22 protein-coding genes are annotated in these 19668 nt (G+C 65.0%); 15 read left to right on the forward strand and 7 right to left on the reverse strand.

Annotated features, from left to right (window positions below):
* Positions 1-63 precede the first annotated feature (63 nt).
* Together GGD67_RS21970 and GGD67_RS21975 are read right to left on the reverse strand one after the other, a co-directional pair.
* Positions 64-2535, reverse strand: a complete 2472-nt coding sequence (locus tag GGD67_RS21970) for a TonB-dependent receptor (protein ID WP_179735784.1) — start codon at positions 2533-2535, stop codon at positions 64-66.
* Between the two features lie 163 nt (positions 2536-2698).
* Entirely contained in the window at positions 2699-4057 is a 1359-nt protein-coding gene (locus tag GGD67_RS21975; protein WP_179735787.1) for a histidine kinase, read from the reverse strand.
* Between the two features lie 142 nt (positions 4058-4199).
* Between GGD67_RS21975 and GGD67_RS21980 the strand changes: the two genes are divergently transcribed.
* The gene (locus GGD67_RS21980; protein ID WP_018320706.1) at positions 4200-4820 is read left to right on the forward strand and encodes a response regulator transcription factor; all 621 of its coding nucleotides are present in this window, start codon (positions 4200-4202) and stop codon (positions 4818-4820) included.
* 74 nt (positions 4821-4894) lie between these two features.
* Positions 4895-5740: an S-formylglutathione hydrolase gene (fghA, locus tag GGD67_RS21985; protein WP_179735789.1), complete on the forward strand. Its 846-nt coding sequence runs from the start codon at positions 4895-4897 to the stop codon at positions 5738-5740.
* Positions 5741-6082: 342 nt separating this feature from the next.
* On the opposite strand, the gene GGD67_RS21990 is transcribed toward fghA, so the two are convergent.
* Positions 6083-6655, reverse strand: coding sequence for a DUF3280 domain-containing protein (locus GGD67_RS21990; protein WP_018320708.1), 573 nt, complete (start codon positions 6653-6655; stop codon positions 6083-6085).
* A gap of 60 nt (positions 6656-6715) precedes the next feature.
* Here GGD67_RS21990 and GGD67_RS21995 point away from each other — a divergent pair, with 60 nt between their 5' ends.
* From GGD67_RS21995 to GGD67_RS22020, 6 genes are all read left to right on the forward strand, one after another.
* A complete protein-coding gene (locus GGD67_RS21995; protein ID WP_179735791.1) occupies positions 6716-7897 on the forward strand; it encodes an ABC transporter substrate-binding protein in 1182 nt (393 codons plus the stop codon).
* Between the two features lie 8 nt (positions 7898-7905).
* Positions 7906-8874: a YVTN family beta-propeller repeat protein gene (locus GGD67_RS22000; RefSeq protein ID WP_179735793.1), complete on the forward strand. Its 969-nt coding sequence runs from the start codon at positions 7906-7908 to the stop codon at positions 8872-8874.
* A complete protein-coding gene (locus GGD67_RS22005; protein ID WP_179735795.1) occupies positions 8871-9677 on the forward strand; it encodes an ABC transporter ATP-binding protein in 807 nt (268 codons plus the stop codon). Before GGD67_RS22000 ends, GGD67_RS22005 begins: the two co-directional genes overlap by 4 nt.
* On the forward strand, positions 9674-10522 hold the full coding sequence (locus GGD67_RS22010; protein ID WP_179735797.1) for an ABC transporter permease: 849 nt from the start codon (positions 9674-9676) through the stop codon (positions 10520-10522). The genes GGD67_RS22005 and GGD67_RS22010 overlap by 4 nt, the downstream gene beginning before the upstream one ends.
* Positions 10519-11127, forward strand: a complete 609-nt coding sequence (locus GGD67_RS22015) for a hypothetical protein (RefSeq protein WP_018320713.1) — start codon at positions 10519-10521, stop codon at positions 11125-11127. The genes GGD67_RS22010 and GGD67_RS22015 overlap by 4 nt, the downstream gene beginning before the upstream one ends.
* 129 nt (positions 11128-11256) lie before the next feature.
* A complete protein-coding gene (locus tag GGD67_RS22020; RefSeq protein ID WP_018320714.1) occupies positions 11257-11556 on the forward strand; it encodes a copper-binding protein in 300 nt (99 codons plus the stop codon).
* Between the two features lie 132 nt (positions 11557-11688).
* Here GGD67_RS22020 and GGD67_RS22025 read toward each other — a convergent pair whose 3' ends face one another.
* Both GGD67_RS22025 and GGD67_RS22030 read right to left on the reverse strand, forming a co-directional pair.
* Complete coding sequence (locus GGD67_RS22025; protein ID WP_179735799.1) at positions 11689-12246, reverse strand: PQQ-dependent catabolism-associated CXXCW motif protein; 558 nt, start codon at positions 12244-12246, stop codon at positions 11689-11691.
* Complete coding sequence (locus tag GGD67_RS22030; RefSeq protein WP_177237448.1) at positions 12243-13124, reverse strand: substrate-binding domain-containing protein; 882 nt, start codon at positions 13122-13124, stop codon at positions 12243-12245. The genes GGD67_RS22025 and GGD67_RS22030 overlap by 4 nt, the downstream gene beginning before the upstream one ends.
* A gap of 126 nt (positions 13125-13250) precedes the next feature.
* Here GGD67_RS22030 and GGD67_RS22035 point away from each other — a divergent pair, with 126 nt between their 5' ends.
* Positions 13251-14177, forward strand: coding sequence for a quinoprotein relay system zinc metallohydrolase 2 (locus GGD67_RS22035; protein ID WP_179735801.1), 927 nt, complete (start codon positions 13251-13253; stop codon positions 14175-14177).
* Between the two features lie 57 nt (positions 14178-14234).
* Entirely contained in the window at positions 14235-15053 is an 819-nt protein-coding gene (locus GGD67_RS22040) for a quinoprotein dehydrogenase-associated SoxYZ-like carrier (protein WP_177237449.1), read from the forward strand.
* A 186-nt stretch (positions 15054-15239) separates the two neighbouring features.
* Here the strand turns inward: GGD67_RS22040 and GGD67_RS22045 are convergent, their stop codons facing one another.
* A complete protein-coding gene (locus GGD67_RS22045; RefSeq protein WP_026202407.1) occupies positions 15240-15599 on the reverse strand; it encodes a hypothetical protein in 360 nt (119 codons plus the stop codon).
* An 87-nt stretch (positions 15600-15686) separates the two neighbouring features.
* On the opposite strand from GGD67_RS22045, the gene GGD67_RS22050 reads away from it, so the two are divergent.
* The 5 genes from GGD67_RS22050 to GGD67_RS22070 are packed head-to-tail and all read left to right on the forward strand — an operon-like array spanning position 15687 to position 19368.
* Positions 15687-16685: an ABC transporter substrate-binding protein gene (locus tag GGD67_RS22050; protein WP_179736011.1), complete on the forward strand. Its 999-nt coding sequence runs from the start codon at positions 15687-15689 to the stop codon at positions 16683-16685.
* Position 16686: 1 nt separating this feature from the next.
* On the forward strand, positions 16687-17424 hold the full coding sequence (locus tag GGD67_RS22055) for an ABC transporter permease subunit (protein ID WP_179735803.1): 738 nt from the start codon (positions 16687-16689) through the stop codon (positions 17422-17424).
* The gene (locus tag GGD67_RS22060; protein WP_179735805.1) at positions 17414-18142 is read left to right on the forward strand and encodes an ABC transporter ATP-binding protein; all 729 of its coding nucleotides are present in this window, start codon (positions 17414-17416) and stop codon (positions 18140-18142) included. The genes GGD67_RS22055 and GGD67_RS22060 overlap by 11 nt, the downstream gene beginning before the upstream one ends.
* A 48-nt stretch (positions 18143-18190) precedes the next feature.
* Positions 18191-18994 (forward strand): pentapeptide repeat-containing protein, encoded by an 804-nt coding sequence (locus tag GGD67_RS22065; protein ID WP_177237451.1) that lies wholly within the window; start codon positions 18191-18193, stop codon positions 18992-18994.
* Between the two features lie 26 nt (positions 18995-19020).
* On the forward strand, positions 19021-19368 hold the full coding sequence (locus tag GGD67_RS22070; protein ID WP_026202409.1) for a hypothetical protein: 348 nt from the start codon (positions 19021-19023) through the stop codon (positions 19366-19368).
* A gap of 9 nt (positions 19369-19377) precedes the next feature.
* Here GGD67_RS22070 and GGD67_RS22075 read toward each other — a convergent pair whose 3' ends face one another.
* Positions 19378-19587 (reverse strand): hypothetical protein, encoded by a 210-nt coding sequence (locus tag GGD67_RS22075; protein WP_018320724.1) that lies wholly within the window; start codon positions 19585-19587, stop codon positions 19378-19380.
* Positions 19588-19668 lie beyond the last annotated feature (81 nt).

Here is a 19668-nt window from a genome sequence, read left to right on the forward strand (position 1 = left end):
TGGCTCCGGCCGCGGCACTCGGAGCCGATGCTTCGCCGCTGGCCTTGGATACGGCACCCGCGCCTAGAAGGTCACCCGCATCCCCGCGTAGAACGCACGGGGCCTCGCCGGGCTCAGCGAGCGCGGGTCGGTAAACTCGGCGCCGCCGTTGGTGAAGTTGGGCAAGGCCTCGCGGTCGAAGAACTGTCCGTAGGTCGCGTAGCGCTTGTCGAAGATGTTGTCGATCTTGCCATAAAGCTGGATGTTCTTCGTCACCTGGTAGGAGGTGTGGAGATTGAACACGGTATAGGACGGCAGCTTCGCGAACTGGTTCGATTCGTCGCCGACCAGGTATTGGCTGGAGACGAACAGCGCGTTGCCGCCGACCTTCCAGACGTCGGTCACGGCATAGTCGATGCCGACCTTGATGCGGTGGCGCGGGATCGCGGGAAGCTGGTTGCCGGGTGAGACCCGGATGGTCTCGGTGGCCGGATCGGCAAACGGGCTTTCGGAGCCCAGCTCGAGCGGATCGAGGAAGCGCGCGTCGACGAACGCATAGCTCGCCTGGAACTGGAGCGTGGGAGACTTGATGTTGACTTCGGCCTCGAGACCCTGCCGCCTGGTACGGCCGACATTGGAGAAATAGCCGAAGCCGGTCCGTCCTACCGCGGGTATCGCGACGATGTCGTCGTTATTGGTGGCGCGGAATCCGCCGATCTTCCAGCCGAGCGTGCCAATGTTCAGCTCCTTGGAGCCGCGCAGGCCGGCTTCGACGGTCCTGGACACGACCTGCTTGAGCGGCGGATCGGAGACCAGAAACGCCGCAATGAGGCAGGGCCGAGCTGGATCGGAGCAACCGAGCTCGAGTGGCGTCGGCACGCGGTTGGCCTCGGAATAGCCGGCATAGGCGGTCAGCCCCGGCGTGATCCTGTAAGTGCCCCCGATCACCGGATTGAAGCGGGTGAAGGTGTGATCGCCGTTGAGATCGGTTCCGAGCTGATCCTCCAGCTTGATGCGCGCGACATTGAAACGGCCGCCGCCGGTGATGGCGAAGGCGTCCGTGACGTTGAACGTGTCCATCGCATACAGGCCGTTATATTGGTTGACGGTCCGCAGCGAGACGGGACCGGCAATTGTTTCCGGCTGACCGGTCGGCCCCAGGAAGAGGCCGCTGCCGCTGACGACGTAGTTTTCACCGATCGAGCCGATCTCGGCGGTGGCGTTGTAGCGCGTCACGCTGGCATCGTAAGTCGCGCCCATCACGAAGCGATTGTCATGCCCGAACAGTTGATCGGTGTTGGTGGCCTGGCCTGACACGCCGAAACTGGTCGAGCGGATCGTGCTCCGGTCGATCTCGCCGAGGATGGTCCCCAACGGATACGGATTGACGAGCTGCGCGCCGTTGGTGCCATTCGCCGGCGTCGTATCATCGCCGAAGCACAACAGCCCCAAGGCGGCGCATTCCTGCACGTCGGTCGGATTGCCGTCGACGAGCTTCTGCTCGTACCTGCGCACATGCGCGGTGCCTTCGAGCGTCCAGGTCGGCGTCGGATCGACCTTTCCGGTCAGGTTGAGATAGCCGACGCGGTTGGAGGTGGTTTGCGGCGTGGTGTAGGTCGCGCCCCAATATTTGTCGAGCAGCTCGGCTGGAACGGTGGCGCTGGCGCCGAAATCGTTCTTGGCCACGCCCATATTGGCGTGGAATTCGCTGTCGCCGGCCTTGTAGCCGACATCGCCGTAGAAGCGCCGCACGGTTGATTGCGAGAAATTGCGGAAGCCGTTGTCGCGCAGGCCTTCGAGCGCGGCATAGACGCCGTAGTTCTTGTCGACCTGCTTGCCCCATTGCGCCGAGCCCTGGACGCGGCCGAACGAGCCGCCCATCACGTCGATCTCGGCGCCCTGATAGGTGAAGCCGTCCTTCATCTGCAAATTGATGGCGCCGCCCAGCGCGTTGAGGCCGAAGGCGGGATTGTTGGTCACCAGCGTCACCGACCTGATGGCGGCGGTCGGGATCAGGTCCCAATTGACCGCGTCCGAGAAGGCTTCGTTGATGCGGACGCCGTTCTGGTACACCGCAAGGCCCTGCGGCGTGCCCGTCACGGGCGAAGCCACGAAGCCGCGGAATTCGACATCCGGCTGGAACGGATTGCCGGTGACCTCGGTGATGTTGACGCCGGCGATGTTGTCGCGCAGCGCGTCGGTGACGTTCAGCGAGCCGGTGCGCTTGATCTGGCTGGCATCGACGGCGTTGATCGCCGACGGGACCTTGTCGACATCGAGACCCCTGCCGGTGCCCGGCGCGGTCGGATAGACGTAGATGCGGGTCCGGGGACTGGCAGACGAGGCCGCTCCGATATGCGCGACCGGCCGCACCGGCGCAGTACGCCTCGCCACCGACGGCGGCGGCGCCGCCACTTCGACCGGCGGCAGATTCTGGACGTTGGTCTCCTCGTCCTGCGCGGCGCCGGCAGGGCCCGCCAAGACCACCCCGGACACCAGACCGGTCGACACTGAGGCCATCAACAAACGACGCCTGAACGAAAGAACCTTGCCCATCCCCGCCTTCCCATCCGTGACCACCGGCTGTTTTGATTTTCGCCGATTGGTCGGAACGAGTGTATTCGGCGGCCGATCGCGCGCCAGCCACAAAAGGTCGGGCAATATCGGCTCCCGTTTTCCCGACGAAATCGGGAATTATTCCCGATCGCTTCGGGAGCGGTCAGGCGGCCGCGGTCGGAACCAGCGCTTCCACGGTCAATCCGCCGTCGCCGGAGACGACGTTGAGCGTGCCGCCCAGCGCCAGAATCCGCTCACGCATGCCGACGAGGCCGAAGCCGAGCTTCTGGCCCGGCTCCATGCCGCGGCCATTGTCGCTGACCCGCACCCGCGCGCAAAAGCGGCCGTCCTGCGCCGTCTGCTGCGCCGGCTCGATGACGACATTGACCGAGGTCGCGCCGGCGTGGCGGAACACGTTGGTGAGCGCCTCCTGCACGATGCGATAGATGGTGAGGTCGGCGGTCTCGCCGGTGACCCCCAGCGACGGCGAGATCACGGTCTCGATGGCGACATCGGGATGCGACTCCCGCCACAGCCGCGACAGCGATTCGAGCGCCTGGCGCAGCCCGAGTTCGGCGAGGCCGACCGGCCGGAGCCGTTCCAGCACGCGGCGGTTGAACTGCTGCAGCGCGTTGATCTGCTCCAGCATGGCGCTGCCGTGTTTTCGCACGGCCTCCGCACTCGGGACGCGTCCATCCGCCTGCTTCGCCAGCGCGCCGGCATGCGCGCGCAGCGAGAACAGATACGGCCCGAACTCGTCGTGGAGCTCGCGCGCGATTTCCTTGCGCTCGATGTCCTGGAGCGACACCGCCCGCTCGGCGAGGCGCCGCTTGTCCTCGACCGCCTCACCGAGGGTTGCGGCAAGGTGGTTGAGCTTGGTGCAGATTGCAGCGAGCTCCGGCGCGCCGCCCGGTGCGACGCGGGCCTCGTAATGTCCGCCTTCGAGCTTCCCCATTGCCTCGGCCAGAGACTGCAGCGGGGCCAGCGCCCGGCCGACCACTTTCATCATCAGGAAAAACAGCGCCAGCGCGATCGCCGTGCCGACCTCGAGCTGGGTCACGATGCCGTCCCAGATTTCCGCGATCTCGTCATCGGGATGCGAGGTGATCAGGAGCGAGCCGGGCTTGCCACGGATCGAGACCGGCACGCTCACCGCGGTCTGCTCGGGATGGACCAGGCTGACGAACCAGGCCGGCGGCCCGCGCGTGTCGGCGTCAGTGTCAAGCCGGGGCGGCGTCTGCGCATTGCCGCCGGTGTCCCGAAGCGTGATGCTGACATGGCGCAGGCGGCTGAGATCGCGCGCGATCTGGTTCAACCTGGCATCCGGATCTGGCGCCTCGTTGAGATCGGCAACGATCATCTCGATGAATTCGCGCGCGAGCCGGATCACGCTCTGATCCTCGGCCTGCACGCGGGGACCTGCCTCCGCGACCTGGCGGCCGATATTGACGGCGAGCCCCAGCGCCAGCAGCAGCGCCAGCAAGAGGTTGATGCGCCCGCGCAAGGATAGATTTTGCCACATTGGTGTCGCCCGTGCCTCGCGAAGCCTCGCCTGCCGCTGTCCGATGACGTTGACAGCGGCGAAGCGCCCGATATCTAATCGGAAGCGTACAGCAATCCCGGCCGGGCGCGAAACAGGCCGACGCTGTCACAAGGAAACGCCTATGCGCATTCTGATCGTCGACGATCATCCCATTGTCGCCTCCGGCTGCCGTGCCGTGCTGGCCGACGAGGGCGAGATCGAGATTCTGGAGGCCGCCGACGCCGAGGACGGTGAGTGCGTCTTCATCGTCGAGCGCCCCGACCTCTGCATCATCGACATCAATTTGCCGACCGTCTCCGGCTTCGAGCTCGCACGCCGCATCCTCGAGCGCGCGCCGGAGGCCCGCATCATCATGTTCAGCATGAACGACGACCCGGCCTTTGCCGCGCGCGCGATCGAGTGCGGTGCCAAGGGCTACGTCTCCAAGACCGGCGACCCCGACGACCTCGTCGAGGCGATCCGCGCCGTCGGCGGCGGCGGCACCTACCTGCCGAGCGCGATCGCGCGCAGCATCGCCTTCGCAGGACCGACGCTGGCGCAAAGCCCGCTGTCGAAGCTGAATGCGCGCGAGATGGAGATCCTGCGGCTGCTCAGCGCCGGCAAGAGCCTGTCCGAGATCGCCTGGCTGGTGCAATCGTCCTACAAGACGGTCGCCAACACCTCGTCCATCATGCGCCAGAAGCTCGGGGTGAAGACCTCGGTCGAGCTGGTGCGGCTGGCGATCGACAGCGGTGTTGCCTGACGCAGGCAGCTGCCACAAATTCGGTCACACAAGCGTTGCAATATTGATGTGGTGAGATGCCACGGAGTGAAGGCATGACGATTCAGACTGTCTCGACCAACAAATCCTTCGGCGGCGTGCAGGGCGTGTATCGCCATGCGAGCCAGGCGACCGGAACCGACATGGTGTTCTCGGTCTATGTTCCCCCGCATGCCGACGGCGCCAAGCTGCCGGTGGTCTGGTATCTGTCCGGGCTCACCTGCACCCATGCCAACGTCACAGAGAAGGGCGAATTCCGCAAAGCCTGCGCCGAGCTCGGCCTGATCTTCGTCGCGCCGGACACCTCACCGCGCGGCGCCGACGTGCCGGGCGACGCCAACAACGCCTATGATTTCGGCTTAGGGGCCGGCTTCTATGTCGACGCGACGCAAGAGCCCTTCGCGCGCAACTATCGGATGTGGAGCTATGTCACCGACGAGTTGCCGAAGCTCATAGCGGGAAATTTTCCCGTCGACGCCAAGCGGCAATCGATCATGGGCCATTCGATGGGCGGCCATGGCGCGCTGACGGTGGCGCTGCGCAACCCGCACCGTTATCGCGCCGCGAGCGCGTTCGCGCCGATCGTGGCGCCCTCGCTGGTGCCCTGGGGCACCAAGGCGCTGACCGGCTATCTCGGACCCAACAAGGACGCCTGGCGCGGCCACGACACGGTGGCGCTGATCGAGGACGGCGCGAAGTTTTCCGGCTTCCTGGTCGACGTCGGCGAGGCCGACAATTTCCTGAAAGAACAGCTCAAGCCGGAGCTGCTCGAAGCCGCCTGCACCAAGGCGGGCATCCCGCTCACGCTGCGGCGTCAGGCGGGCTATGACCACAGCTATTATTTCATCTCGACCTTCATGGGCGATCACCTGCACTGGCATGCGGAGAAATTGAAGGGGTGATCGGCTTTCTTCTCCCCTCGTGATGAGGGATATCTCTCCGCGAGCCCAGTATCGTAGGGTGGGCAAAGCGAAGCGTGCCCACGATTTCTCTCGAATCATTGATTGATCGTGGGCACGGCGCAAGTGCGCCTTTGCCCACCCTACGATTCTGAAGGGATGAGTTCTCTTTTCCTTCTCCCCCTTGTGGGAGAAGGTGGCGCGAAGCGCCGGATGAGGGGTATCTATCCGCAAATTCGGTGAGAGTTGGACTCGCGGAGAGAACCCCTCACCCGGCTTCGCTTCGCGAAGCCACCCTCTCCCCCAAGGGGAGAGGGTGCAGCAGCGTTCGCGGAGAGAAAGAACCTACTCCCGCTTGCCGTAGTTCGGCGCCAATAGCCGGTTGCGGATCAAATAGCTCATCGTGCGGGTCCAGGCTTCATCCGTGTTGCCGCGCATGTCGGCGCTGGCGGCGGCGATCATGTTGCCGGTCTTCACGTCGCGCAAATAGATGTTGAGATTGATGATCAGGTTCGAGACCTTCTGCACCATGCCGGTGATCTCGAGGTCAGCGCCCAATTCGCCGGCGAGCTTGAGATCGCAGCCGCCGCAGGCCTGTAAGTTGGCGTGACGGGCGGCATCCCTGACCGGCGCGATGTCGAGTACCTGGAACCTGCCGGACTCCCTCAATTCCTTGCGCAACTGCTCGCTGATGAGCACGAGCCGTGCCTCTTCGGGCCTGGAGCCGTAGAACTCCCCTGGCAGGCTGGTGTCGATCAGCTCGAAATCGAACACGGCCAGTTTCGGTGGATCGGCGCGCGCGAGCGAAGGCGTCAACAGCAAAGCGGCGATCATCATCAATGCTCGCATGATCGTGATTCCAGGCCTCGCGCGCGCAGGGACGAAATGCGGGGTTGCATGCCCTGCCAAATCGGTCATGCTCGAAGCAGAGACAATTCTCCACCTGCGGTCAAGCCGGGGAGATCGTTCGGAGGAAACATGATCCGATGGTTGGTCGGCCTGATTGGCTTAGGTCTTGCTGCGACGAGCGCGCTCGCGGCGGAGCCTGCCCTGATCGGCGTCGGCTATCTCGGCCTCGCCGGCACCAGATCGACGCTGTCGCTGGTCGAGCAGCCCGCGGAGAATGACGGCGTCGCCGGCGCGCGGCTCGCGATCGAGGACAACAACACCACCGGAAAATTCCTGGGCCAGCGCTTCACGCTGGAGGAGCGCCGCATCAAAGAAGGCGAGGACGTCGTCCAGGCCGCGACCGCGCTCGCGGAGAAGAACGGCTTCATCATCACCGACCTGCCGGCCGAAGCGCTGCTGAAAGTCTCGGACGCCTTGCGCGACCGCGGCACACTTCTGTTCAACGCAGGCGCGATCGACGAGCGGCTGCGCGAGGCCGATTGCCGTGCCAACGTCATCCACACCGCGCCGACGCGGGCGATGCTGGCCGATGCGCTCGGACAGTATCTGGTATGGAAGAAGTGGTCGCGCTGGCTGCTCGTGGTCGGCTCGCATGACGAGGACAAGCTGTTTGCCGATGCGCTCCGGCGCACCGCCGCGCGGTTCGGCGCCAAGATCGTCCAGGAAAAAACCTTCGAGGACAAAGGCGGCGCGCGCCGCACCGATAGCGGCGTAACGCTGATCCAGCGCCAGATGCCCGTGTTCACGCAAGGCGCGCCTGCCTATGACGTGCTGGTCGCCGCCGACGAGAGCGAGGTGTTCGGCGCCTACCTGCCCTACCGCACCTGGGATCCCCGCCCCGTCGCAGGCTCGGCCGGCCTGGTGCCGCGCAGCTGGGACGCCGCGCAAGACCAGTGGGGCGCGATCCAGATGCAGAACCGCTTCGTCAAGCTGAACTCGCGGCGCATGACCGCGCTCGACATGCAGGCCTGGACCGCAGCCCGCATGATCGGCGAAGCGACCTCGCGCACCAATTCCGGCGACGTCAAGAAAGTCACCGACTTCATCAAGGCCCCGGATTTTTCGGTCGCCGCCTTCAAGGGCACGCGGCTGACCCTGCGCGACTGGAATTGGCAGCTGCGCCAGCCGATCCTGCTCGTCGACGGCCGCATGGTGGTGTCGGTCTCGCCGCAGGAGGGTTTCCTGCACCAGGTCTCCGAGCTCGACACGCTCGGCTACGATCGTCCGGAGAGCAAATGCAAGCTGAAGTGAGAACGCAAATGTTGCGCATGTGGGGTGTGGGGCTCCTGTCCGGATTGGCGCTCGCGGCAGCGCCCGCCCATGCATTCATCGCCTATGTCTCAAACGAGAAGAGCAATACGGTGACGGTGATCGACACCGAGAGCTGGACCGTGACCAAGACCATCAAGGTCGGCCAGCGCCCGCGCGGCATCGACTTCACGCGCGACGGCAAGTTCGTGATGGTCGCCGTCGGCGACGACGACACCATCCAGGTGATCGACGCCAAGACGCAAGCCGTGGTGGACAGCCTGCCCTCCGGACCCGACCCGGAATTGTTCGCCCAGGATGCGGCCGGCAAGATCCTCTATGTCGCCAACGAGAACGACAACACGGTGACCGTGATCGACCTCGAGAAGCGCGCCCGGCTCGGCGACATCCAGGTCGGCGTCGAGCCCGAGGGCATGACCATCAGCCCCGACGGCAAGACGCTGATCAACACGTCGGAAACGACCAACATGGCGCACTTCATCGACACGGCGTCGCGCCAGATCGTCGCCAACGTGCTGGTCGATGCGCGGCCGCGCTTTGCCGAGTTCAAGCACGACGCTTCCGAAGTGTGGGTCTCCTCCGAGATCGGCGGCACCGTCTCGGTGATCGACCCGAAAAAGCACGAGGTGATCGGCAAGGTCAATTTCGAGATCCCGGGCCTGCGGAAAGAGGCGATCCAGCCGGTCGGCATCGGCATGACCAAGGACGACAAGACCGCCTTCGTCGCGCTCGGCCCCGCCAATCGCATCGCCGTCGTCGACGTCGCCTCGCGCAACGTCACGAAATATCTGCTGGTCGGTCAGCGGGTCTGGCATATGGCGTTCACGCCCGATGAAAAATACCTGCTCACCACCAACGGCGTGTCGAACGACGTCTCCGTCATCGACGTCGCCGCGCAAAAGGTGATCAAGACGATTCAGGTGGGCGAACTGCCCTGGGGCATCACGATCGCGCCATGACCAGCCCCGCTCCGATTCCCGAGCCACAGGAGGCGTCCAAGCCGGATCCGGCCGCGGTGCCGGCGTTGTCGATCGACGGCGTCAGCCATGCCTATGGGCCGCGCCGGGCGTTGATCGACGTCTCCTTCAACGTGCAGCCGGCGAGCTTCACCGCCCTGCTCGGCCTCAACGGCGCCGGAAAGAGCACGCTGTTCTCGCTGATCACGCGCCTGTTCGGCATCCAGAGCGGCCGGGTCGGCATTTTCGGCCACGACATCAGCAAAAGCCCCGGCGAAGCGCTGCGGCTACTCGGCGTCGTGTTCCAGCCACGCACGCTCGATCTCGACCTGTCGCTGACGCAGAACCTGCTCTATCACGCCGCGCTCCACGGCATCAGCCGGAGCGAAGCCGCCGCACGCAGCACCGAGCTGCTCGGCCGCATCGGGCTCGCTGACCGCGCCGGCAGCAAGGTGCGCGATCTCTCCGGCGGACAGATGCGGCGGCTGGAAATCGCCCGGGCGCTGCTGCACCGGCCGCGGCTGCTGTTGCTGGACGAGCCGACCGTCGGCCTCGACGTCAAGGCGCGCGCCGACATCATCAGCCAGGTCCGCCAGCTCGTGACGGAGCAAGGCATCGGCGTGCTCTGGGCCACGCATCTGTTCGACGAGATCATGCCCAGTGACGCCCTCGTGGTGCTGCACCAGGGCAAGGTGCTGGCGCAGGGGCCGATGAACCGCGTCGTCACCGAGGCAGGCGCGCAGGACGTCAACACCGCCTTCATGCGCCTGACCGGCGCGCAAACCATGCCGGGAGGCGGCGCATGAGCAGCATCACCACGCGCGAGGTGCCGCGCGGCTTCTCGGTCCAGCAGTACCTGACCTGCCTCACCGGAATCGTCTGGCGCGAGGGGTTGCGCTTCCTGCATCAGCGCGAACGCTTCGTCTCGGCGCTGGTGCGGCCGCTGGTGTGGCTGTTCATCTTCGCCGCCGGCTTCCGTCAGGTGCTCGGCATCTCCATCATCCCGCCCTACGAGACCTACATCCTCTACGAGGTCTATATCGCGCCCGGGCTGATGGCGATGATCCAGCTCTTCAACGGCATGCAGTCCTCGCTCTCGATGGTCTACGACCGCGAGATGGGCAACATGCGCACGCTGCTGGTGAGCCCGCTGCCGCGCGGGTTCCTGCTGTTCTGCAAGCTGCTGGCGGGCACCGCGGTGTCGCTGCTCCAGGTCTATGCGTTCCTGCTGATCGCCTGGTTCTGGGACATCACTCCGCCGTCGTCAGGCTATCTCACCGTGCTGCCGGCGCTGATCCTGTCCGGGCTGATGCTGGGCTCGCTCGGCATGCTGATCTCCTCCGGCATCAAGCAACTCGAGAACTTCGCCGGGGTGATGAATTTTGTCATTTTCCCGATGTTCTTCGCCTCGTCCGCGCTCTATCCGCTGTGGCGAGTGCAGGAGGGCAGCCCTTATCTGTACTATCTCTGCGAGGCCAATCCGTTCACCCATGCGGTCGAGCTGATACGCTTTGCACTCTACGGGCAAATCAACTGGGTCTCGCTGGCAGTGGTCGCGGCTTGCACAATCGTCTTCATGATCGGCGCAATTCTGGCCTATGATCCCTCGCGTGGGCTGGCGCGACGGGGGCCCGCAGGAGGCGAAGGATGAAGGTTCTGGCAATGGCTGTTGTGGCGCTGGCGCTGTCGGGCACGGCCGCGCGCGCGGCCGATCCGCGCTATCCCGACTGGCCCTGCACGCAAGCCAAGGTGCCGGAGATTTCGCTTGCCGCCGTCTGGGCGGGCCCGGCGCTCGACGACGTCCAGAACACATGGAAAGACGACGCCAAGGTCAGCGCGCTGGTCGCAAAACTATCGGCGCGCAAAACGCCGCTCGATGAGGCCGAAAAGTCCGTGAAGGAATTTCTGGCCGCCTCCGCCACCGACAAGACCGCGAAGGCAAAGCTCCTGTTCGCCGGCCTGTTCGACACGCTCAATGCCCAGCGCTCCCAGGTGATGGCCGGGCTCGAACGCGTCAGCCGCAAGCAGCGCGAAGCCGCCGACAAGATTCGCGAGGAGACGATCGCCCTTCATGCGCTGCAGGGCGCGACGCCGCGCGACGAGGCCAAGGTCGAGGCGCTCGGCAACGAACTGATCTGGAAGACCCGCATTTTCGAGGACCGTCACAAGGTCGTGCGATTCGTCTGCGAGGTTCCAACCACGATCGACCAGCGCCTGTTCGCACTTGGCCGCGTGATCCAGCAGGAAATGGAATAGCGCCCGCCTCGCTGGCGCCCACGACAGGTTCCCGGATCGGCCCGGTTAACCTTTGCCCTGCTATCTGCCGGAACCAAATCGATCTAGGATGGCTTGTCGAAGTGAACTCCAAGACGTCGGGAGGCCTCGATGGGAACCACAAGATTCATCTGTGCGGGCGCTGCGGCCCTCAGCATGCTCGCAACCAGCGCTCTTGCTGACGACATGACCGGAATGGTCATGCGGATCGACCGGCTCAACGGCACGATCTCGATCCAGCAGACGCAGAAGGGCACCGTCGGTGGCAGCGCTGGCGGCGCCGGCGCGCTCCAGGAGTACAAAACCAAGGACGCCGCGATGCTGGAGGCCGTTCATGCCGGCGACAGGGTGAACTATTCTGCAACCGAGAACAACGGCACGGGCACGCTGACGAAGCTGCAGAAGCAGTAGGCGCTTCGCCTCTCCCCGCTTGCGGAGGGGGAGTCTCCGCGAGTCCAACTCTCACCGTCCCGGAGGAGAGTCCCCCTCACCCCAACTCTCTCCCCGCAAGCGGGGCGAGGGAGCAGACCTGCGTTCACTCGTCTACTGCTCCGGCCGCGGCTCCGGCTGCACCTCTTCCGTCGGCAACTTGGCGCGCTCCCAGCCGTCGGTGCCGTCAGGGTACCAGGCGATGTTGGTGTAGCCATACGCCTGCGCGCGCTTGGCGGCGTTCCAGGACATCCAGCAGTCGGCGAGGCAATAGATCACCAGCAGCGCGGCCTTGTCGCCACGCGAGGCCTGTGCGAGGCCGCGCTGGAGATAATCGTCCATGGCCGGCGGCAAACTGCCGTAGCCGGTATCCGGCAGCCAGATGCTGCCCGGAATGTTCTTGCGCGGCGCATCGCGCCACACCGTGCCTGCTGGAAGGTTCTTCGGCTTCGGCGGGCGCGGCAGCACGTCGACGAACGCACCGCTCCTGGCGCGCCAGATCGCTTCGGCTTCCACCGTGTTAAGCACGCGCGCGCCGGCGAGCGTCGCCGGCACCGGTGCGCGATAATTGTCGGCGCGATAACCCTCGGGCTCGAACGGCTCCTGCTGCTGCGCGGATGCCGGCACCGCCAACGCGGCAACGACGAGCGCAGCGGCAAGACGCCGCCTCATGGCGACTTCTTGGCCGCCTCCGCGCTGAGCGGCCGATCGCTCTCGTCGAGCAGCGGTATACCGAAGTCGACCAGGATCTTGTTGATCTCGCCCTGGTTCTCCTGGATCAACTTGTTGAGCTGTCGCTTCCAGTTTTGGTCGGCGGGACGCACGCCCATGCCGATGCGATAGACCAGCTTCGGCCCCGTGGTTTCCTTCACCAGCGGCGTTACGTGAAGCGAGCCGACCTTCTTCGCGTAGTAGCCGGCCATGGGTCCCCACAGCACCCCGGCGTCGATCTTGCCGGCGGCGAGGTCGTCGACCATCGCTTGCGCCGAATTGTCGTAGCGCGTGTCGATCATCAGCGGATAGGGCTTTGCATCGCTCATCAGGCCGGCGATGGCCATGTTGGTCGCCGGCGGCGTTCCGGCGACGATGCCGACATGCTTGCCCTTCAGCTTCGGATCCTCGAGCGTATCGACGTCCTCGAGCCCGCTGCCGGCCTTGGCGACCAGCGCGTACGACGTGCGGTAATAGGGATTGGTGCCCTGCACGACGTCATCACCTTGCGGAAAGCCCATGATGACGTCGCAGCGATGCGCGCCCAGCGTCATCCGAACGAAGCCGGTGGCCTGCGGGAAGAAGACGTAGTCGAGCTTCTTCTTGAGCTTGTCTGCCAACAGCTCGGCCAGCTTGTTCTCGAACCCCTCGCCCTTCTCGTTCGAGAACGGCAGATTGCGCGGATCGGCGCAGACGCGCAGCACGTTCGGGTCGACCAGCTCGAACGAGAGGTCGCCGCTGTCGCTGGTCTGTGCGATGGCGACATCGCCGAACGCACAGGACGCAACCAGGACCCCCAGTGAAAACAACCAGCGACGATGTCGTCCGGCCTCCGTCATCGCGCTTCCTCCTCGTTTTGTTTGAATGCTATCCATGCAACGCATGACGCGCCATGTTTTGCCAGACTTCGCTGGCTTTGCTTTGTTGCAGTGCAATGCAGCAACCCTTTGAACTGAGGCGGAAAAGTGTCTCGCATCGCTCGAGTGATCGCAGCCTTGTCCCTGCTGGGGATCGTAACGCTAGCACGGGCCGGGGCGGCCGAATTGCCTGTGAGCGAAGTCGCACCGGGAATCTTCGTACACTCCGGGGCCATTGCCCTGATGACCCGCGAGAACGAGGGCGACATTGCCAATGTCGGCTTCATCGTGGGCGATGATGCCGTAGCCGTCATCGACACCGGCGGCAGCCTCCGCGAAGGCGAGGCCCTGCTGGCCGCGGTGCGGGCCCGCACGCCCAAGCCGATTCGCTATGTCATCAACACCCACGGCCATCCCGACCACGTCTTCGGCAACGCGGCCTTCGCCGCCGGAGACACCAGCTTCGTCGGTCACAGCAAGCTGCCGCAGGCGCTCGCGACGCGCGGACCCTACTATCTCGACAATTTTCGCCGCATCATGGGCAGCGAATTGATCGATCCCGTGAAGATCGTTGCCCCGACCCTCTTGGTTTCGGACACGATGACGCTCGATCTCGGGTCGCGTCGCCTGACCTTGCGCGCCTGGCGGACCGGGCACAGCGACAGCGATTTGACCGTGTACGACGAGACGACGAAAACCCTGTTCGCAGGCGACCTCGTCTTTCTTCGCCACATTCCGGTCATGGACGGCAGTATCCGCGGCTGGCTCGATGCGTTGAAGGAATTGGAGACCATCCCGGCGCAACGCGTCGTTCCCGGTCACGGCCCCGTGAGCGACTGGCCTGCCGCGCTGGCCGATGAGCGGCGTTACCTGTCAACGCTGTTGTCCGACGTGCGCACGCTGAACAAGAATGGCGAGCCGATCCGAGCCGCCGCCGACAAGGCGGCTGCACTGGAGCGACCGCGCTGGGAGTTGTTCGGCGATTACAATGCCCGAAACGCAACTGCAGCATTTTCGGAAATTGAATGGGAGTAGCAGGCGCGCTACGATGGGTGCAGGAGATCAGCCTCGCTGACTCCGGGGACCATGACCATGACCCGATGGACACGCCACCTGCCCTTGATCGCCGCCCTGTTCGGCATCGCCTTCGCCGCACCAGTGCAGGCTGAAGAAGCCGACGATCCCTGGCCGGGCCTGGTGCAGGACATCTTCAACAGCCGTGCGATGAATGACGGCAGCGCCGTCATCGGCATCGAGATGCCGTATCGCGCAGAGGACGCGGCGATCGTGCCGGTGACCCTGCGTAGCAAGCTGTCACCCGCAGACAGTCGCCGTATCCGTTCGATCACGCTCGTGATCGACCGTAACCCGGCGCCGATGGCCGCTAAGTTCGAGCTCGGCTCCGATGCCAATGTCACGGAGATCTCGACGCGCGTGCGTGTCAACAATTACACCGATGTGCACGCGGTGGCCGAGCTCAGCGACGGCCAGCTCTATGTCTCGAAAGTCTATGTGAAGGCCTCGGGCGGCTGCTCGGCGCCGGCAGGAAAGAACGCCGAGGAGGCGCAAAACCGGCTCGGCCAGATGCGCTACCGGCAATTCGCGCGCGAGGAAGCGCCCGCGAGCCGCATCCGCGAAGCACAGATCATGATCGGCCATCCCAACAATTCCGGCCTGCAGATGGACCAGGTCACGCAGCTCTACATTCCCGCCTTCTTCGTCAACCAGCTGAAGCTGACGCAGGACGACAGCCCGGTGCTATCGATGGAAGGCGGCATCTCGATCTCGGAAGATCCCAATCTGCGCTTCACCTACGTCTCCAACGGTGCCAAGCGTTTCCGCGCGGAAGCAAAGGACACGGATGGGCACGTGTTCCGGAATGAGTGGGATGTAGAGAAGCCGGGGACGTGAGAGGCGGATCACTCTGCCCTGGAGGGGGAGGGTCGGCTCACATGGAGCGCAGCGAAATGTGAGACGGGGTGGGGTGACGGTCTCTCCACATCCGACACTGCCGAGTGGAGAGATCACCCCACCCCGCTCGCGCTGCGCGCGATCGACCCTCCCCCTCCAGGGAAGGGTAAGACATCGCCGCTATCATCAGAAACACCTCACCTCGGCTTCCGCCTGCGCGCGCCGCAAATCGTTCACTGCCGTGTTCGCCTGCTCGGAGGTGCGGAACTGGACGCCGAGATTGCCGCGGACCTGGGACATGCTGAGCGCGGTCTCGGCAGTCACGTAGCGCTCATAGGTGACGATCGAGGCGACCACATCGATCGAGCAGGAACATTGCTCGATCGATTGCCGGCTCTCGCCATTGGCCTTCATGCAGCCATAGACGTACTCCGCGCGCGCCGACGTCGGATAATCATTGGCCTCCTCGGCCCGCGCCACGCACGCGGTCGCCGCCAACACCGTCAATGCGGCGACAATCGGTCGTAGCTGTCCGGCCAGTTTCATGCGCATCCTCCCGCGGGTTGCGAGCAAAGCTATGCTATGCGTATTGTCCTGAAAAGCACTCTGTCAGAGGAAACGGCTCACAAGGTGATGAGAGCACTTGGCGTGATAAGGGCACTTGGTCGGACATTTGCGCTGGCGACGACGCTGGCGCTGACATTGGCCGCGCCCGGCCGCGCCGCGGATACGATCCGCCTTGCGGTGCAGAAAACCGGAACATTCTCCTGGGAGCTGGCCGCGATCCGCGCGAGCGGACTCGACAAGGAGGCGGGCCTTTCGCTCGAGGTCACCGAGCTCGCGAGCACCGAGGCCGGCAAGATCGCGATGCGCGCAGGCAGCGCCGACATCATCCTGTCGGACTGGCTGTGGGTGTCGCGCGAGCGCGCGCTCGGTGCCAAGCTCACCTTCTATCCCTATTCCAGCGCGCTCGGCGCGGTGATGGTACCCGCATCCTCTCCGATCAAGACGCTCGCCGACCTGAAGGGGCGCAAGCTCGCGGTCGCCGGCGGGGCGATCGACAAGAGCTGGCTGCTGCTCCAGGCGAGCATGAAGCAGGACGGCATCGACCTGAAGTCGGAGGCGACCATCGCCTACGGCGCCCCGCCCCTGATCGCCGCCAAGGCGCTCGACGGCGAGATGGAGGCGAGCCTCAATTTCTGGAATTTCTGTGCCCAGCTCGAGGCCAAGGGATTTCGCCGCCTCGCCGGCATCGAGGACATTCTGCCGAAGCTCGGTGCCAAAGGCGCGGTCTCCGCGGTCGGCTATGTCTTCGACGAGAATTGGGCGGCGAGCCATCGCGACGCCGTGGCGCGCTTCATCACGATGACGCGCAAGGCCAAGGAGCTGCTGGTGACATCGGATGCGGCCTGGGACAAGATCGCGCCGCTCACCGGCACGTCCGACGCAGCCATGCTGAAGACCTATCGCGACCGCTATCGCGACGGCATTCCGCGCCGGAGCATCGACGACGAGGAGAAAGACGCGCGCGTGCTCTACCGCGTGCTGGCCGAGATCGGCGGCCGCGACCTCGTCGGCCCGGCGGCCGAGCTCGATCCGGGCACGTTCTATCACGCGGTCCCCGGAGATTGAGGTGCTGCGTCTTCTGTCGTTCGCCCTGTTTCTCGCGATCTGGTGGATTGCCGCGCTGTTCGTCGGCGGCGCGAAGCTGCCCTCCCCGCCGGCCGTGCTCGAGGTGATGATCGCGGAAGCCTCATCCGGCGCGCTGTTCCTGCATCTCGGCGCCACGCTGGCGCGCGTCACCCTCGCCTTCGTGCTGGCGATGTCGCTCGGCAGCGCCATCGGCTACCTGATGGGGCGGGTCAGGCTTGCGGATAAGCTCGGCGATCCCTGGCTGATCCTGCTGCTCAATTTGCCGGCGCTGGTCGTGATCGTGCTGGCCTATATCTGGGCCGGTCTCACCGAAGCTGCCGCGATCGCGGCGATCGCCATCAACAAGCTGCCGACCGCAGTCGTCACCTTGCGCGAGGGCACCCGGGCGCTCGACCGCTCGCTGGACGAGATGGCGAGCGTGTTCGCGATGCCGCGCTGGCGCGCGTTCCGCCATGTCGTGCTGCCGCAGCTTGCGCCCTATATCGCCGCCGCCGCCCGCTCCGGACTGTCGCTGGTGTGGAAGATCGTGCTGGTCGCCGAGCTCTTGGGCCGTCCGAACGGCGTCGGCTTCGAGATCGGCGTCGCCTTCCAGCTGTTCGATACGCCGCGGCTGCTGGCCTATTCGCTGACATTCGCCGCGGTCGTGCTAGTGATCGAAACCTTGCTGGTGCAGCCGTTCGAAGCTCGTGCAAACAGGTGGCGGCCCCGTGCGGCTTGAGGTCGAGATCACAGGCAAGACGTTCAGGAGTGCCGCGGGCGGAACGCACGAGGTACTGGCGCCGCTCAAATTCGCGCTTTGCCCCGGCGAGGTCGGCGTGCTGATCGGCCCGTCCGGCTGCGGCAAGAGCACGATGCTGCGCATCATCCTCGGGCTCGATAGCGATTTCAGGGGCCACGTTGCGCGTCCGCCGCAGGCGCGGATCGGGATGGTGTTCCAGGAGCCGCGGCTGTTGCCGTGGCGTTCGGTCGAGCAGAATGTGCGGCTGGCGGCGCCCAACGTGACCGAGGCGAAGCTGTCGGAGCTGTTCAGGATTCTGGAGCTGGAAGCGCATCGAAGCCACTTTCCCGGCGAGTTGTCGCTCGGTCTTGCCCGGCGCGTCGCGCTCGCGCGCGCTTTCGCAGTCGAGCCCGATCTGTTGGTGCTCGACGAGCCCCTCGCCTCGCTCGACGATGCGCTCGCCGGCCGCTTGCGCGGCGAGATCGCGACGCTGGTGGCCAGCCGTCCGGTGATGACGCTTTTGGTGACACACAGCCTGGACGATGCAGTGCGCCTCGGCGACCGGCTGTTCTTCCTGTCGCCGCGGCCAGCGCGGATCGTGGCCGAGGTGCCTATCGGCATCCCGCGCGACAGACGCGGCGAAGCCGAGATTGCGGCGATCAAGGCCGGCCTCGCCCAACGAACTCAAGGCGACCGCACTGAGCGAGATGTCTCATAGCCGGTCGCCTGGCGGACGTGCTAGACTGGGCCGGCGGCGGAGTCGATGATGACGCGGACGGTCGCCCTCTCAACGCTGGCAACGCTTGGTCTTGCACTCGTCACGATGACGGCGGGCGCGCAGGACATGATGCGCGACGTCGACCTCACCTCCCCCGCGATGGTCTCGTCCGAAATGACCAGGCCAGAGGTCGAGGCCGTGCTGGCCAAAGCGAGCGCCGCGCAGCCTGCCGATTTCACCGGCAAACGCCTGTCGGGCCTCGATCTCTCGGGGCTGGACCTGTCCAACGCGGTCTTCCGCGCCGCGCGGCTCAACAAGACAATACTCCGAGACGCCAGGCTTGACCGTGCAATCCTCGATCAGGCGTGGCTGCTGGATGCGGATCTTACCGGCGCAAGCCTGAAGGGCGCCAATCTGTTCGCCTCGCAAATGGCCCGCGCGCGTCTCGACGGCGCGAACCTGTCAGGAGCGCGCATCGCTGCCGATCTCACCGGCGCAAGCCTGGTCGGCGCTTCGATCGCGGACGCGAATCTGGGCGCCGATATGCGCAACCAGTCGATGGGGCTGATGCGCGCGGTGCTGAGATCCGCCAATCTGGAACGGCTGAACGCGCGCAACGCCGATTTGTCGCGCGTCGACCTCGAATTCGCAGTCCTCAGGGGCGCCGATCTGAGCGGCGCATCACTGAAAAACGCCCAACTCGGCGGAGCCGATCTGACGGGCGCCATCGTCATCGACGCCGATTTCGACGGCGCCGATCTCGTCTCGGCGAAGCTGATCGCACTGAACGGCCTTGACCGCGCCAAAAATTTCGACAAGGCAAAGAACCGCGAGCGCCTGATCAGGGAATGATGGCCCGCCTTTGGGAGGACTGGCTGATGCGTTGGGTTCTAGCTTTGATCGCGTCGTTGACGCTTGCCGGCGAAGCCGCCGCGCAGGCCAAGGGCAAGGGCATAAGGCTCTGGAACCTGACGACGGAGACGATCTCCGGATTCCAGCTCTCACCCGCCGGCAAGACCGACTGGGGCCCGAACCAGTGCTTGAACGACAAGGACAAGGAGGTCGACCACGACGAGCGGCTGCGCATCACCGGCGTCGAGCCGGGCCGCTACGACGCCAAGGTCAGCTATCCCAATGCGCGGCAATGCGTCGTTCGCGACATCGAGATCAGGGCGGACGCGGTGTTCTCGATCGCCGACAAGGATCTGAAAGACTGCAGCAAGTAGCGAGACGCCTTACGCCTTGTCGTTCGGGTGCGGATATTCGCAGCGCCACCGCACCGCCTGCCACTTCGGATGGTCGCCGACCCATTGCGCGATATAGGGGGGCGCGGCCATCGCGCATTGCCGCGGCGACCCGCCATAGTTGAACATCAGATGCTGTTCCTCGCAGGTCGCAGGCGAGAGCACCGCACACACAGTCACCACCAAGTCAATCGGGTTCATGCCGGGATCCTCTCGCAAGGGGCGGTCAAGATTAGCACGAAAGGTTACGTTCCACGGAAGCGGAAGTTTCAGATCCGGGCG

Source organism: Bradyrhizobium sp. IAR9, from assembly GCF_013408065.1.
Classification (GTDB): Bacteria; Pseudomonadota; Alphaproteobacteria; order Rhizobiales; family Xanthobacteraceae; genus Bradyrhizobium.